Annotated in this window: 14 protein-coding genes and 1 pseudogene; 4 read left to right on the plus strand and 11 right to left on the minus strand. The window is 61.6% G+C overall.

Features of this window, described 5'->3' with window-relative positions; genetic code table 11:
- Positions 1-71 precede the first annotated feature (71 nt).
- Both ACQ7C1_RS00475 and adhP read right to left on the minus strand, forming a co-directional pair.
- Complete coding sequence (locus ACQ7C1_RS00475) at positions 72-794, minus strand: CBS domain-containing protein (protein ID WP_430956925.1); 723 nt, start codon at positions 792-794, stop codon at positions 72-74.
- A gap of 371 nt (positions 795-1,165) precedes the next feature.
- The gene (adhP, locus tag ACQ7C1_RS00480) at positions 1,166-2,239 is read right to left on the minus strand and encodes an alcohol dehydrogenase AdhP (protein ID WP_430957241.1); all 1,074 of its coding nucleotides are present in this window, start codon (positions 2,237-2,239) and stop codon (positions 1,166-1,168) included.
- Positions 2,240-2,457: 218 nt separating this feature from the next.
- Here adhP and ACQ7C1_RS00485 point away from each other — a divergent pair.
- Positions 2,458-3,440 (plus strand): annotated as a pseudogene (locus tag ACQ7C1_RS00485) (zinc-dependent alcohol dehydrogenase family protein).
- Here the strand turns inward: ACQ7C1_RS00485 and ACQ7C1_RS00490 are convergent.
- Entirely contained in the window at positions 3,397-3,741 is a 345-nt protein-coding gene (locus ACQ7C1_RS00490; protein WP_430957255.1) for a hypothetical protein, read from the minus strand. The pseudogene ACQ7C1_RS00485 and the gene ACQ7C1_RS00490 overlap by 44 nt on opposite strands.
- 176 nt (positions 3,742-3,917) lie before the next feature.
- Between ACQ7C1_RS00490 and ACQ7C1_RS00495 the strand changes: the two genes are divergently transcribed.
- On the plus strand, positions 3,918-4,217 hold the full coding sequence (locus ACQ7C1_RS00495; protein ID WP_430956926.1) for a hypothetical protein: 300 nt from the start codon (positions 3,918-3,920) through the stop codon (positions 4,215-4,217).
- A gap of 117 nt (positions 4,218-4,334) precedes the next feature.
- Here the strand turns inward: ACQ7C1_RS00495 and ACQ7C1_RS00500 are convergent, their stop codons facing one another.
- Both ACQ7C1_RS00500 and ACQ7C1_RS00505 read right to left on the minus strand, forming a co-directional pair.
- Complete coding sequence (locus tag ACQ7C1_RS00500; protein WP_430956927.1) at positions 4,335-4,655, minus strand: ATPase inhibitor subunit zeta; 321 nt, start codon at positions 4,653-4,655, stop codon at positions 4,335-4,337.
- Between the two features lie 165 nt (positions 4,656-4,820).
- The gene (locus ACQ7C1_RS00505) at positions 4,821-6,077 is read right to left on the minus strand and encodes an arsenic transporter (protein ID WP_430956928.1); all 1,257 of its coding nucleotides are present in this window, start codon (positions 6,075-6,077) and stop codon (positions 4,821-4,823) included.
- 212 nt (positions 6,078-6,289) lie between these two features.
- On the opposite strand from ACQ7C1_RS00505, the gene ACQ7C1_RS00510 reads away from it, so the two are divergent.
- Positions 6,290-6,517 (plus strand): hypothetical protein, encoded by a 228-nt coding sequence (locus ACQ7C1_RS00510; protein ID WP_430956929.1) that lies wholly within the window; start codon positions 6,290-6,292, stop codon positions 6,515-6,517.
- 76 nt (positions 6,518-6,593) lie between these two features.
- Here ACQ7C1_RS00510 and ACQ7C1_RS00515 read toward each other — a convergent pair whose 3' ends face one another.
- Positions 6,594-7,187, minus strand: a complete 594-nt coding sequence (locus tag ACQ7C1_RS00515) for a TetR/AcrR family transcriptional regulator (protein WP_430956930.1) — start codon at positions 7,185-7,187, stop codon at positions 6,594-6,596.
- 132 nt (positions 7,188-7,319) lie between these two features.
- On the opposite strand from ACQ7C1_RS00515, the gene ACQ7C1_RS00520 reads away from it, so the two are divergent.
- On the plus strand, positions 7,320-7,712 hold the full coding sequence (locus ACQ7C1_RS00520) for a RidA family protein (protein ID WP_430956931.1): 393 nt from the start codon (positions 7,320-7,322) through the stop codon (positions 7,710-7,712).
- A 40-nt stretch (positions 7,713-7,752) separates the two neighbouring features.
- Here ACQ7C1_RS00520 and ACQ7C1_RS00525 read toward each other — a convergent pair whose 3' ends face one another.
- From ACQ7C1_RS00525 to ACQ7C1_RS00545, 5 genes are read right to left on the minus strand one after another with little or no spacing between them, the layout of a single operon-like run.
- Complete coding sequence (locus tag ACQ7C1_RS00525) at positions 7,753-8,691, minus strand: dihydrodipicolinate synthase family protein (RefSeq protein WP_430956932.1); 939 nt, start codon at positions 8,689-8,691, stop codon at positions 7,753-7,755.
- Between the two features lie 10 nt (positions 8,692-8,701).
- Positions 8,702-9,655 carry an ABC transporter ATP-binding protein gene (locus ACQ7C1_RS00530; RefSeq protein ID WP_430956933.1) on the minus strand — a complete coding sequence of 318 codons (954 nt, stop codon included), beginning with the start codon at positions 9,653-9,655 and terminating at the stop codon, positions 8,702-8,704.
- A complete protein-coding gene (locus ACQ7C1_RS00535; RefSeq protein ID WP_430956934.1) occupies positions 9,652-10,671 on the minus strand; it encodes an ABC transporter ATP-binding protein in 1,020 nt (339 codons plus the stop codon). The genes ACQ7C1_RS00530 and ACQ7C1_RS00535 overlap by 4 nt, the downstream gene beginning before the upstream one ends.
- An 8-nt stretch (positions 10,672-10,679) precedes the next feature.
- Complete coding sequence (locus ACQ7C1_RS00540; protein WP_430956935.1) at positions 10,680-11,597, minus strand: dihydrodipicolinate synthase family protein; 918 nt, start codon at positions 11,595-11,597, stop codon at positions 10,680-10,682.
- Positions 11,598-11,616: 19 nt separating this feature from the next.
- Positions 11,617-12,492 (minus strand): ABC transporter permease, encoded by an 876-nt coding sequence (locus tag ACQ7C1_RS00545; RefSeq protein ID WP_430956936.1) that lies wholly within the window; start codon positions 12,490-12,492, stop codon positions 11,617-11,619.

Genomic DNA, 12,492 nt, shown 5'->3' on the forward strand with positions numbered 1-12,492 from the left:
GAACGGACTTCCACCTTGTTGGGCGCGCCCTCCTGCCGGCTGGCCATTCCATGATTTGCCTCCCTGACTTTTCACGCCTGTCTCATCTCGGCATCCGGCGGCGGCAGTGCGATGCCGTAATAGGGATCGACCCAGACGAGCAGGTCCCTGACCGACGTCACGCCTGCAACGTTCTCGACCGCGACCCTTGCGGCCAGGCGCTCGCGTTCGTCGAAGATCGTTCCGGTCAGTTCGGCGACGCCACCGGCGACGTGGCAATGGATGAAGCCGTTACGGCTCCAGCTCTGTTTTGCAAGTTCCGCTTCGATTGCTGCCTGGATCTGAGCGTCCCCGGCCGAAAGCGCCGCCGCCGGTAGCGCCCGAGACAAGGCCCGCAAGAGATCGGAGCGCGAGATGATACCGACGAGCCTGCCGTTCTCCACCACGGGCAGACGCTTGATATCCTGGTGTTCCATCAATCTGACGGCGTCGGAAATGGAGGCGGTCGGCGCGATCGTGCTGACCTCCGCGGTCATCACCTCCTCGATCCGCCGCCCATGGGTTCGGACATATTCGGCGGCGATCTTTCCGGAGCCCGTCAGCCATTCGAGCAGCCACGACCGCTTACGTTCTGTGTTCAATTCGCTGCGGCGCAGGAAGTCCCCTTCGCTGACGACGCCGACCAGCGCTCCGTTGGCATCGACGACCGGCAGACCGCTGATCCTGTTGTCGAGCATCAGCTTGGCGGCTTCGGCGACGGAACAGGATGTCGTCGTAGTGATCGCCGGCGATGTCATGATGTCTTGAACGAGCATTTTCGACTCCTGATGTTTCGCATCCTCTCGGCAAAACGTGACGCGCGAGAACCTTGAACAGACCGGCATTTTGCCGGCGTAATCGATGGCTGGGTGCCGGCCTTTGCAGCAGGCAAGCAACACTTTGGGCTAGTGGGAACAAGGTAGTGGCGATGAAGCCGGGACGCTTTGACCAACGTCAACAATGGAAGGAACTCGAAACGCAGCCGGATCGTTTTGAATTCCTTTTCGGCCCAGCGCTTCGCTCTCAGCCCCAGCCGGGGGGCGCCTTGCTCCACGTACCGGATCGGCCGGGACGAGGCGCTCTGGTTTTCGAAGCGAAGGTGTCTCCGCCGCTCCTCCCGGCGCGGCGGAGAGGCGCAGCGCGCCAGCTATGCTGCGGACTGGTCCCGCGCTGCGAAGATGCTCGCCTCTCCTGCGATATCGAGCACTGTGCGGCCCTCGATCGTTCCCGCTTTGAGATCGGCAAATATATCGTTGATGTTGTCGAGCGGCGCCTTGGAGATTTCGGCGCGAACCTTGCCATCGATGGCGAAAGCCAGCGCTTCGTCGAGGTCGCGGCGCGTGCCGACGATCGAGCCGCGTACGGTGATGCGTTTCAGGACGACGTCGAAGATCGGTGTCGGGAAGTTGCCCGGCGGCAGGCCGACGAGGCTGACGGTGCCCTTGCGACGCACCATGCCGAGCGCCTGCGAGAAAGCGGGCGGCGAGACGGCGGTGACGAGAACGCCATGCGCACCGCCGCCAGTTGCCTTCAGTACCTTTTCGACGGTGTCTTCGGCGCGGGCATTGAGCGCGAGATCGGCCCCGACCTGGCGGGCAAGGTCAAGCTTGGCGGCAGCGACATCGAGAGCGACCACCTTAAGACCCATCGCTTTGGCATATTGGATCGCAACATGGCCGAGGCCGCCGACGCCCGATATCGCCACCCATTCGCCGGGCCGCGCTTCGGTTTCCTTCAGCCCCTTATAGGTCGTGACACCGGCGCAGAGGATTGGCGCGATCTCGGCAAAGTCGACGTCTGCGGGAAGGCGGGCGGCGAAAGCGGCCGAGGCAATGACATATTCGGCAAAGCCGCCATTGCAGCTGTAGCCGGTATTGTGCTGGTGTTCGCAGAGGGTTTCCCAACCGGCTTCGCAATATTCGCAGCGCAGGCAGGCATCGTGCAGCCAGGCGACGCCGACGGCATCGCCTTCCTTGAATTGGGTGACGCCGGGACCGAGAGCAGCAACGACCCCGGCCGCTTCGTGACCGGGAATGAAGGGCGGCAGCGGCTTGACCGGCCAATCGCCGTCGGCGGCATGCAGATCGGTGTGGCATACTCCGCAGGCAACGACCTTCACCAGGATTTCACCTGGACCCGGCACAGGCACCGGCACGCATTCGATCGCGAGCGGCTTGCCGAACTCCCGAACCACTGCCGCCTTCATCAACTTGCTCGTCATGATCTTCGTCCCTTCACGATGATTGTCCGGCGCGGATAGTGCTGGCATCGCACACTCCGCACATTGACCCATCGCAAAGAGCAGTTCCGTTGACCGGATCGCGTTTGAATTTTGCGGCCATCGACGCCGATGCCCATGCAGGTGCAGTCTTGGCTTCATCCCGTCGGAAGAAGAGGGTAACCTGACGCATCTGCGGGAGGCGTTCGGAGGAAGACCTGATGAAAGCAATGGTTCTCGAAGCGGTCGGATCCCCTCTGCGTCCGGTCGATCGGCCCGATCCCGTCGCGCTAAGCGGGCAACTGATGTTGAGAGTGGAAGCTTGCGCCGTTTGCAGGACCGATCTTCACGTGTGTGACGGCGATCTTTCCGAGCCGAAGCTTCCGCTCATTCCCGGCCATGAGATCGTCGGCGTCGTTGAGGCAGTGGGGGAGGGGGTGCCTACATCGCGCGTCGGACAGAGGGTCGGCGTTCCCTGGCTTGGTCACACTTGTGGCTGCTGTTCTTTTTGCCGGAGCAAAGGGGAAAACCTTTGCGATCAGCCGCAATTCACCGGGTATACGCGTGATGGCGGTTTTGCCACGCATGTCGTTGCCGATGCTGATTACGCCTTTGTGCTGGATCAGCAGGCCGATCCGGTAGCGCTTGCGCCGTTGCTGTGTGCCGGTCTCATAGGGTGGCGTTCACTGAAAAAGGCCGGCGACGGCTCCAGGATTGGGTTATACGGTTTCGGTGCGGCCGCCCACATCATCGCGCAGGTCTGCCGTTGGCAGGGGCGCGAAGTCTATGCTTTTTCACGTCCGGGCGACACTGCGGCGCAGCGTTTCGCGCTCGAGCTCGGTGCCGTCTGGGCCGGAGGTTCGGATCACCGCCCGCCCGTCACGCTCGACGCGGCGGTCATCTTCGCCCCGGTCGGCGAACTCGTGCCGGCTGCTTTGAAATCGGTGCGGAAAGGGGGCAGGGTCGTCTGCGGCGGCATCCATATGAGCGATCTTCCGGCAATGCCCTATGCGCTCATCTGGGGCGAACGAAGTCTTGTATCGGTGGCAAATCTCACGCGGCAGGATGCCGAAGAGTTCTTTCCCGTCGCTCGCCAGCAAGGGTCAGGACCCACACGATCACCTATCCACTGATAGACGCCAATAGGGCGCTCGACGATCTCAGGACCGGCCGCTTGAGCGGCGCAGCCGTGCTGACGCCATGAGCAATGTGTTAACTGCCTCGGCCCGAGGATCGAGACGGTGTCGTTGATCGATCGCCAAGTTCATTGAAAGGGTGATCCGCTGTCGGTTGGACGTCATTGCGGCCTCTCTCATCGAGCGCAGCAATGGTGCGTTTCTCTGATCGGGCTGCATTGCTGATTTGATCAGCGGGACGCTGAAGACAGTGGCTAATATGAGAATGAGAACGATCGGGTTCGATCGCTTGGGCGGTGAGGTTTGATTAGCACGCATCAGCCAGCTGTGGCGAGAAGGTGATTTCTGCTCACATTTGATCCGGATCATGGCGGAAGACGCCGAAGGTCGTTTCTGTGAGATTTACCGGATCAGGTTTCGCTACGGCATCTCCGATGTTCGCGCTTACCCCGGCGGTGGAAACAGTTTCCGGACGGGCCATTGATAACAGGTGGGGGTGACGGGGTTATTCATGAGGTGGTTGCGTTCGAAGGAAAGGAGAAGCTATGAACCACATTTTCTCTCGGATCGCCGAGGCGGCGTTGATCGGTGCAGCAAGCTCCGATCAACCGCCCTGCAGCATTGACTTTCGTCTTGAGCGAATGAGCAATCATGATTGGCAAATTTCGGCAGTATCGCCGCACGCCCACGCCTGGGTGCGTGATGAACTCTGCTCTCCCTTTGCACAATGCTTCAACGACGTCATACAGGCAGATGCGCTCAGCGCGAATTCCTTTGTGAAGGAGGCGCATGAAAAGGGTTTCCGGACTGAGTTCGTTGGACGAAACGGCAAGGACGTCTTTTAGCGTGCGGACGTGCAGATAGGGATCGACCGCCTAACGAATGCTGGGGAATGGGAACGGTCATGAGATGTCTCCGGCACGGAAGTGCCGCCAGCCGTGCGCACGTCACCCGGAAAGGCTCTAGCCGGTCTCGTCGAGGGACCTTGCCGCTTCAAGCAGAAGCTGCTTCATTTTCTCGCGAACCGTCTGAGCGCTGATAGCGACGTCTGCATATTGCAGGTCGCTGAGAATCTTTCTGAAGACGTTCTCATCGCCTGACTCCAGCAACCCGGCGGAAATGACTTCGTCGAAATAGACGTCGAAGTCGGTTCGTCCGATGAGCTCGGCCGCCCAGCGTGCCAGCATCCGGTCGCGCCTCGCCTGGATATGGAACGAACGCTCAAGCTTCACGATGTACTCTTTCTCGAGTGCTTCTTCACGCTCGTCGATGATGCCCATCATCGATCCTCCCGCTGAATGGCCGTCAGGCGTTCGAATGTGTCGCATTCGCTGCGCAAGTAAATTCTTGCTCCGGAAACTGCCTGCATGAAGGCCGCTCGCGCCATTTTAGCAGATAATTGTGTAGATCCAAAAGGTTAGAGCGGCATGCGTCTCGCCTGTAGGCACTCAAAACAGGAAGAGCGACCCCAGAGACATAATGAGTGCGGGGAACATGACGACGGTTCCGAGTTTTAGAAAGGTCCAGGCGCCGATATGCAGGCCTTCGCGGCGCAGGGCAGACAGCCACAAGATCGTCGCCAGCGAGCCTGTCACCGACAGATTGGGGCCGAGATCGACGCCGATCAGCACGGCGCCGGCAATCTTGTCGGAGACACCGGCGGCCTGCACCACGCTGCCGGCAAGCAGGCCGGCCGGAAGATTGTTCACGAGGTTGCAGATTACGCCGACGAGCAGGCCCGCCACGCCGATCGCCTGCGATTGCGAGAACGAGGCAAGCGCAGCCAGCTGATCGGAGAGAATGTTCGTCAAGCCGGTGTGATCGAGCGCTTCGACGATGACGAACAGGCCGGCGACTAGCGGCAGAACGCTCCAGCTGATGCCCTTCATCGTCTCGGCCGGGCTTTGCCGCGTCAGCATCAGAACGATCGCGGTGGTGATCGTGCCGGCGACAAAGGTCGGCACGCCGAGATCCACATGCATGGCCGAGGCCGCGATCAGAACAATGGCCGTCAGCAGGATTCCCCATCCTGCCAGGCGGGCGCTGCGGGAGAGGGGTGGCCGCTGCGTGTCGGCGGCAAGAGTGTCTTCTGCAAGGGCGCGGCGCTGCGTCCAGTAGAGGCAGAGGAACGTGGCGACGATCGAAATGATCGACGGCAGCATGAATGTCGACAGCCAGCGGGACAGCGGCGGCATGTCACCGCCGGCAAAGATCACCAGATTGGCGGGGTTTGAAATCGGCAGGACGAAGCTTGCGGCATTGGCGATAAAGGCGCAGATCAACAGATAAGGCATCGGATCCTTCACCCGCGCCGTCCGGCAGGCGGCATAGACGGCCGGCGTCAGAACCACGGCCGTCGCATCGTTGGAAAGAAAGACGGTGACAACCACGCCGACAAGATAGACGAGCACGAAGAGGCGCCGGGGTGATCCTTGGGCGTAGGCGATTGCAATGGCGGCGATCCAGTCGAACAGGCCTTCGCGGCGAGCAAGTTCGGAGAGCAGCATCATGCCGATCAGAAAGAGATAGACGTCGCCGCCCTTGGCAACGCCCGCCAGGGCATCATGGGGTCCGAGCAGGCGGAAGGCGAGCAGGAGCAGGGCGCCGAAGACGGCCCAGATCGCTTCCGGCCACCGAAAGGGACGGACGACGACGCCCATTGCAGTGAGGCCGGCGATCCCCCAGGTCATGGCATGTTCAGTCATTTGCAAATCGCGTTCGGTTGGGGCGCGGCAGAACAGCCGCCAAGGTTGATGCAAGAGCTTTTCGGCGATCGAATACATGTTTGGCCGGGCAGTGACAAATCCGTTTATCCTGAAAAGCCGCAAATGCCAGAAGCAGCAGCTCAATCGGCCAACGGAACAATCACAGCAGGATCTGGTTTAACTCGCACCACGTATCTCCGGCGGAGGTGACGATGTGGGCAGTTCTAATTGGTGCCGCTCTCATAATTGGTGGCCTTGTTTTTCTCTTGCGGCCGACGCTTCGCCGAAAGCCGAGTGATCCGCACCTGATGCCGCAAGGCGGCGCCACGCTCGAACCTCGGCGCCAAGGCCTGAGATTTCTCAGCTTGGCGCGGAACTGGCCGGCGCTGGTTGTCATTGCGGTCGGTGCTGTTTTTCTGGTTTCCGGGAGCTACTGGTGACAGACGACAGTGTTGGCCCACTCCGCACTGCTCTCTTCCATCAAGATTCCCGATTTGCCGCCAGTATATCGCAAGCTTATGCGGACGCCTTGAGAAGGCCTGCGGCCAAGGCGCCGAAGGCTTCGACAGCTTTCGGTAGCACATGTTCCGGCTCGTCACTGGCAGCGATCCAGAGGGCGGCATTGAGCGCAGCGCCGTTGAGCAGCCGGGCGGCTGCTTCCGCGTCGACCGGCTTGAGGGCGTCCTGCGCGATAAGGCGCTCGATTGTCTGCCTGGTTGCCTGAAGACAGCTGCTTTGACTCGGCCATTGTGAAGGATCACCGAGGACAGCAGGCCCATCGAGCAGGACGATGCGCTGGACTTCCGGATCAAGCGCCATTTCGATATAGGCGGCGCCCTCGGCGAGCAGGCCCTGCCAGTCATCGCCCGCACGGGTGCCGATCTCCTTTGCGCGCGACGCCATTTCCGTGTCGATCTGATCGACAACGGCCGCAAGCAGCCCGCGCTTGTCTCCGAAGTTGTGATAAAGCGCTCCCCGGGTCAGGCCGGCTTCGGCAGTCAGCTCATCCATCGAGGCGGCCGCGTATCCTTTTTCGGCAAAGGCTTTTCGCGCGGCCGCGATCAGCTTCACGCGATTTTCCTCCATCGTCTCGCTGCGTTTCTTTGCCATCTCATCTCCAATTCTCACATACGAGACGTATATGAATTTGACATACGATGCGTATGCGGTTTACTACACATACGCACCGTATATCAAATGACGAGGCGGTGTCGAATCAACGATAAGGAAGCGAGATCGACAATGACCCGACGCGAAGCAATATTTCCGGCAGACAGGCATGCTCTTTACGAGAAACACGGCTATTCGGCCGCCATTCGAACCGGCGATCTTCTGTTCGTCTCCGGCCAGGTCGGCAGCCGTTCCGATGGAACACCTGAACCGGACTTCCAGCGCCAGGTCCGGCTGGCTTTCGAAAACCTCAAGGTGACGCTGGAGGCTGCAGGCTGTACCTTTGACGACATAGTAGATGTGACGACGTTCCATACCGATCCCGAGAACCAGTTTGAAACGATCATGGCCGTCAAGCAGGAGCTTTTCAGCAAGCCGCCCTATCCGAACTGGACCGCGATCGGCGTGAACTGGCTGGCGGGCTTCGATTTCGAGATCAAGGTCATCGCCCGCATTCCGGCATGATGATCCTGCAGAGCATCCCGTTCGGTCGGCGCCTTGTCCTCTACCGAGCGAAGAGCTCGGGGATAATCATGCGCGCGCGATCGCGCAGACTTGCCGCTTCTTGCTCATCAATAAAGCGGTAAGGCCAGCGCAGCCTTGTGGTGACCGGACCCCAGTCGCCGATCACAGCGAGCAGTTTGTCGAGCGCGGCATTGGAATAGCCACGGTCACGGCGAAACGGGACGATGTGATTGTCCATAAAGGCGCAGATGCGGCTTTCGATATCCAGCGCGGCGTCCATATCCCCATGCATCAGCTCCGTCCAGGCCTGGGCGCCGCGGGGATGAAGACAGGCAACATTGGAAAACGCCCCGACAGCAACGTCCTGCTTCATGCCGGTTGCGAGATGGTGGCCGGGAATGAACAGCGAAAATTCGGAAAGATGGGCTCGTGCCTGCGCATACCAGCCAGCGTCTCCATCGGCGATCTTCATCCCGACCACTGACGGGCAGGGGCCGCAAACGTCACGAAGCTCGGCTGGTGACAGGACCCGCTTCGCATGCGGCGGATTGTAAAGAATGAGCGGGGTTCCTTCCGCCGCCTCCGACGCGCGCCTCAGGAAATCGGTGGCTTCGAGATTGGTGAGCGGCCACCAGTCGGGAAGGATCACCTGGATCGCCAATGGCTTATGAACGGTTGCGCGGCGCAACCGATCGAGCATGAGGATCGGATCGGGCTGGCAGGCGCCGATGACGAACGGCATTCCGGCCGAGCGGCATCGCGACGCCAGCACGTCCTGAATTCGCTCGTACTCGGCTTCCGTCTGATTGTGGAATTCTCCCGCCGTTCCGTTCGAATAGATGCCGTCGACTCCGGCGGCGATCAGTACGTCGATTTCCTCGGTCAGCCTTTCGAAATCGATGCTGTCGTCGTCGGCGATCGGTAAGAGCAGGCTTGCCCAGTTGCCCGCGATCGGGTGGCGGCGGGTTGTGGTGGTCATCGCACGTCCTTCAGTTCAGGTCATCACGGATGCAGGCCTTGAAATGCCCGGGCTGCATTTCGCGCAGCTCCGGCACGGTCTCGCCGCAGGCGGGCAGAGCATTCGGACAGCGCGTGCGGAAGACGCAACCGCTCGGCGGATTGGCAGGGCTCGGGATATCGCCCTTCAATATCTGGCGGTCGCGTCGCGCATCGGGATCGGGTGAGGGGATCGCGGAAAGAAGCGCCCGCGTATAGGGATGCAGCGGCCTGGCATAAAGCGCGGCACTGGGCGCGATTTCCATGATCCGGCCGAGATAGAGCACGATCACCCGGTCGCAGATATATTCAACGACGGCGAGGTCGTGGCTGATGAACAGCATGGTCAGGCCGAGACGTTGCTGCAGGTCGCGCAGAAGATTGATCACTTGCGCCTGGATCGAGACGTCGAGCGCCGAGACCGGCTCGTCGGCGACGATGAATTCCGGTGCGAGCGTCAGCGCGCGGGCGATGCCGATCCGCTGTCGCTGGCCGCCTGAGAACTCGTGGGCGTACCGGTTGACGGCCTCCGGCGGAAGATCGACCTGTTCGAGTGCGGCGCGGGCGCGCTCCAATCTCTCTCTTGCCGTCCCGAGGCCCTGGATCCTCAACCCCTCAGTCAGGATTTCGCCGATTGTCATGCGCGGCGACAGGCTCGCGAACGGGTCTTGAAAAATATATTGCATCCGGGGGCGCAGACGCCGCATTTCGGATGAGGACAAGGTGGTGAGTTCGATGCCGTCGAAGCGGACGCTGCCGGCCGACGGCTCGACCAGCCGCAGGACCGACCGGCCGATCGTGGTCTTGCCGCTGCCGGATTCGCCGACCAGCCCGACCACCTCGCCCTTGCCGATATCGAAGGATATGTCCTGCAGGATGCTCAGCTTGGTCCCGCGGGACGTATAATGTTTCCCGAGGTCGCGGACGGAGAGAAGTGGCTCGCTCATCTGACCTCCTGCCAGCGAATGCAGCGGCTCTTGTGGCGCGGATTGACGTCGGCAAGCGGCGGCACAGCCAGGCGACAATCGTCGATGGCAAATTTGCAGCGCGGCTGGAAGGCGCAGCCGGCGGGCATGTTCATCAGGCTCGGCACGATGCCTGGTATGGCCGCCAGCCTTTCACCCGCCTGCTTCATCCGGCTGGCATCGCCGAGCTTCGGCATCGAGGCCAGCAGGCCGATCGTGTAGGGATGTCTCGGATTGCGAAAAACCTCGCCCACCGGCCCGGTTTCGACGATCCGCCCGGCATACATCACCGCCACCCGATGCGCGATCTCGGCGACGACCCCGAGATTATGGGTGACGAAGAGCATGGCCATGTCGCGTTCGCGCTGCAGCGTCTGCAGGAGAGCCAGAATCTGCGCCTGGATGGTAACATCGAGCGCTGTCGTCGGCTCGTCGGCAATCAGCAGCGTCGGGTCGCAGGCAAGCGCCATGGCGATCGTGGCGCGCTGGCGCATGCCGCCGGAGAGCTCGTGCGGATATTGACCGGCGCGGCGCCTGGCATCGGGAATGCCGACGCTGTCGAGAAGGGCGACGGCCGCATCCATTGCGGCCTTCCGGTTCGCCCCGCGATGGATGCGGATCGGCTCCGAAATCTGGTCGCCGATCGTGTAGACGGGGTTTAGGCTCGACATCGGCTCCTGAAAGACCATGCCGATATCATTGCCGCGAATGGCGCGCATGTCCGGTTCGTCGAGCGAGACAAGGTTGCTGACCGTACCATTCTTGCGCTTCAAATGGATGCTGCCGGCGGCGATTGCACCGATATTGCGGGTCAGAAGCCGCATGACCGAAAGGCTGGTGACCGATTTTCCCGAACCGGACTCGCCGACGAGAGCAAGCGTCTCGCCGGCAGCCACCGTCAGATCGATGCCATTGACCGCCGTCACTTCGCCCGAGCGGATGCGGAAGACGGTCCGCAGCCCCCTGACGTTCAGAATGGTGTCGGCGGTCTGTTGCATGGCATCCATCAGGAAAGCAGGCCCGTCGCGCGAAGAATTTCGTCGATCCTTGCCGTTTCGACCTCGTTAAGAGCCGCGCGCGGACGCGGCATCAGCGCCGTATCGATGATCCCGAGGCGCTTCATCGCCGCCTTGAAGGCGCCGATGCCGGCGGCGCCGCCGCTGACGCGGCCCGCGCCGACCGAGACGATCTCGAACAGCCGGCAGAGGCGCTCCTGCTCCTTGCGGGCCGCGACCCAGTCGCCGCGCTGGGCGGCATCCCAGAGCCTGACGTAACCGTGCGGATCGACATTTGCGATGCCGGGCACGACGCCATGGGCGCCCATCTGCAGCGCCGTATCGACGACGATTTCGGAGCCGGTCATCAGGAAGACGTCCTCGTTGTCGGCGAGATCGAGCAGCACGTAACGGAAATTGCCGTCGTCGCCGCTCGAATCCTTGATGCCGATGATCGTTCCCTCCTTGGCAAGCGTTACGTTGGTCTGGCGCTGCAGTTTCACATGCACGCAGACGGGGATGTCATAGGCGATCAGCGGCACGTCGACAGCATCGCGGATATAGCGGAAGTGATCGATGATCTCGGCCTGGCTGGTGACCGTGTAGAACGGCGCCGTGACGACAACCGCGTCGGCGCCGGCCGACTTCGCGGTCCTGGCATGGTTGATGACCCGGTCGGTGGTTGGATCGATGACGCCGACGATCAGCGGCACGCGACCGTTGATGACTTTGGCCGAATGCTCGATGATGTCCTGCCGGGTCCTTTCGTCGTGGAAGATCACCTCGCTGGTCGAGCCGAGCACGAAGAGGCCATGGCATCCGGCCTCGATCAGATTTTCGAGCACCCGTGTATAGGACCGGTAGTCGACCGTGTAATCCTTGTTCAGCGGGGTTATGACGGGAGGAACGACACCCTTGAATTTGCTCATTTTCGCTTTCTTTCGATCGTCAGTTTAATTCGGCGCGAGGGTCGAAGGCGTCGCGAAGACCATCGCCAATGAAATTGATTGCAAGCACGGCAAGCACCAGGAACCCGCCGGGAAACAGCCACTGCCAGAGGTATTGTTCGAGCACGGCGGTGGAGCGGGCGGCATTCAGCATGTTGCCCCAGCTTGCCGCAGGCGGCGCAATGCCGAGCCCGAGGAAGGAAAGGCCGGCCTCGAGCAGGATGGCATTGGCGATCTGCAGGGTCGCGAAGACGACGAGGATGTCGATCGAGTTCGGCAGTCCGTGGCGGAAGAGGAGATGCGGCAGACCCGCCCCCATGCCTCTCGCCGCCATCACAAAGTCGCGTTCACGAAGTTCGAGCAGCCGCGAGCGCACCATGCGCGCCAGCAGAGGCCAGGAGAGAAGGGAGATGACGAAGACCGTCGGCCAGATGCCGGTGCCGGCGATCGAGGCGAGCACCAGCAGGAAGATGACCGGCGGCAGCGTCATGACGAGATCGACGAAACGCATCGTGACTGCGTCCGCCCAGCGGCCGGCAAGTGCCGAGACGGCGCCGACCAGGAAACCGATGATGGCGGAAATGACGGTCGAGGTGAGCGCCACCAGCAGCGAAATGCGGCCGGAGTCCATGACCCGGGCGAGGATGTCGCGGCCGACCCCGTCGGTGCCGAACCAGTGTGTCGGCCCCGGCTGCGCATTCATCGCGATGAGATCGATGTCGTTGGGCTTGAAGCTCCACCACAGCGGATAGGAAAGAATTGCTACGATCATCAGCGCGATGGTGCAGAGGCCTAGCAAGGCGGTCCGGTTGAGCAGGAAGCGATGCAGGGAGCGTACGATCGGGCCCGGGCTGCGGGCAGGGCTTCGTGCCAGCAT

The organism is Rhizobium sp. Nf11,1 (assembly GCF_050587665.1).
Classification (GTDB): Bacteria; Pseudomonadota; Alphaproteobacteria; order Rhizobiales; family Rhizobiaceae; genus Rhizobium.

Excerpts from the sequence above, each read along its gene's own strand:
- ACQ7C1_RS00475 (WP_430956925.1), bottom strand. The coding sequence starts at position 794 with ATGCTCGTTCAAGACATCATGACATCGCCGGCGATCACTACGACGACA.
- adhP (WP_430957241.1), bottom strand. The coding sequence starts at position 2,239 with ATGACGAGCAAGTTGATGAAGGCGGCAGTGGTTCGGGAGTTCGGCAAG.
- ACQ7C1_RS00490 (WP_430957255.1), bottom strand. The coding sequence starts at position 3,741 with ATGATCCGGATCAAATGTGAGCAGAAATCACCTTCTCGCCACAGCTGG.
- ACQ7C1_RS00495 (WP_430956926.1), top strand. The coding sequence starts at position 3,918 with ATGAACCACATTTTCTCTCGGATCGCCGAGGCGGCGTTGATCGGTGCA.
- ACQ7C1_RS00500 (WP_430956927.1), bottom strand. The coding sequence starts at position 4,655 with ATGATGGGCATCATCGACGAGCGTGAAGAAGCACTCGAGAAAGAGTAC.
- ACQ7C1_RS00505 (WP_430956928.1), bottom strand. The coding sequence starts at position 6,077 with ATGACTGAACATGCCATGACCTGGGGGATCGCCGGCCTCACTGCAATG.
- ACQ7C1_RS00510 (WP_430956929.1), top strand. The coding sequence starts at position 6,290 with ATGTGGGCAGTTCTAATTGGTGCCGCTCTCATAATTGGTGGCCTTGTT.
- ACQ7C1_RS00515 (WP_430956930.1), bottom strand. The coding sequence starts at position 7,187 with ATGGCAAAGAAACGCAGCGAGACGATGGAGGAAAATCGCGTGAAGCTG.
- ACQ7C1_RS00520 (WP_430956931.1), top strand. The coding sequence starts at position 7,320 with ATGACCCGACGCGAAGCAATATTTCCGGCAGACAGGCATGCTCTTTAC.
- ACQ7C1_RS00525 (WP_430956932.1), bottom strand. The coding sequence starts at position 8,691 with ATGACCACCACAACCCGCCGCCACCCGATCGCGGGCAACTGGGCAAGC.
- ACQ7C1_RS00530 (WP_430956933.1), bottom strand. The coding sequence starts at position 9,655 with ATGAGCGAGCCACTTCTCTCCGTCCGCGACCTCGGGAAACATTATACG.
- ACQ7C1_RS00535 (WP_430956934.1), bottom strand. The coding sequence starts at position 10,671 with ATGCAACAGACCGCCGACACCATTCTGAACGTCAGGGGGCTGCGGACC.
- ACQ7C1_RS00540 (WP_430956935.1), bottom strand. The coding sequence starts at position 11,597 with ATGAGCAAATTCAAGGGTGTCGTTCCTCCCGTCATAACCCCGCTGAAC.
- ACQ7C1_RS00545 (WP_430956936.1), bottom strand. The coding sequence starts at position 12,492 with ATGCTGGCACGAAGCCCTGCCCGCAGCCCGGGCCCGATCGTACGCTCC.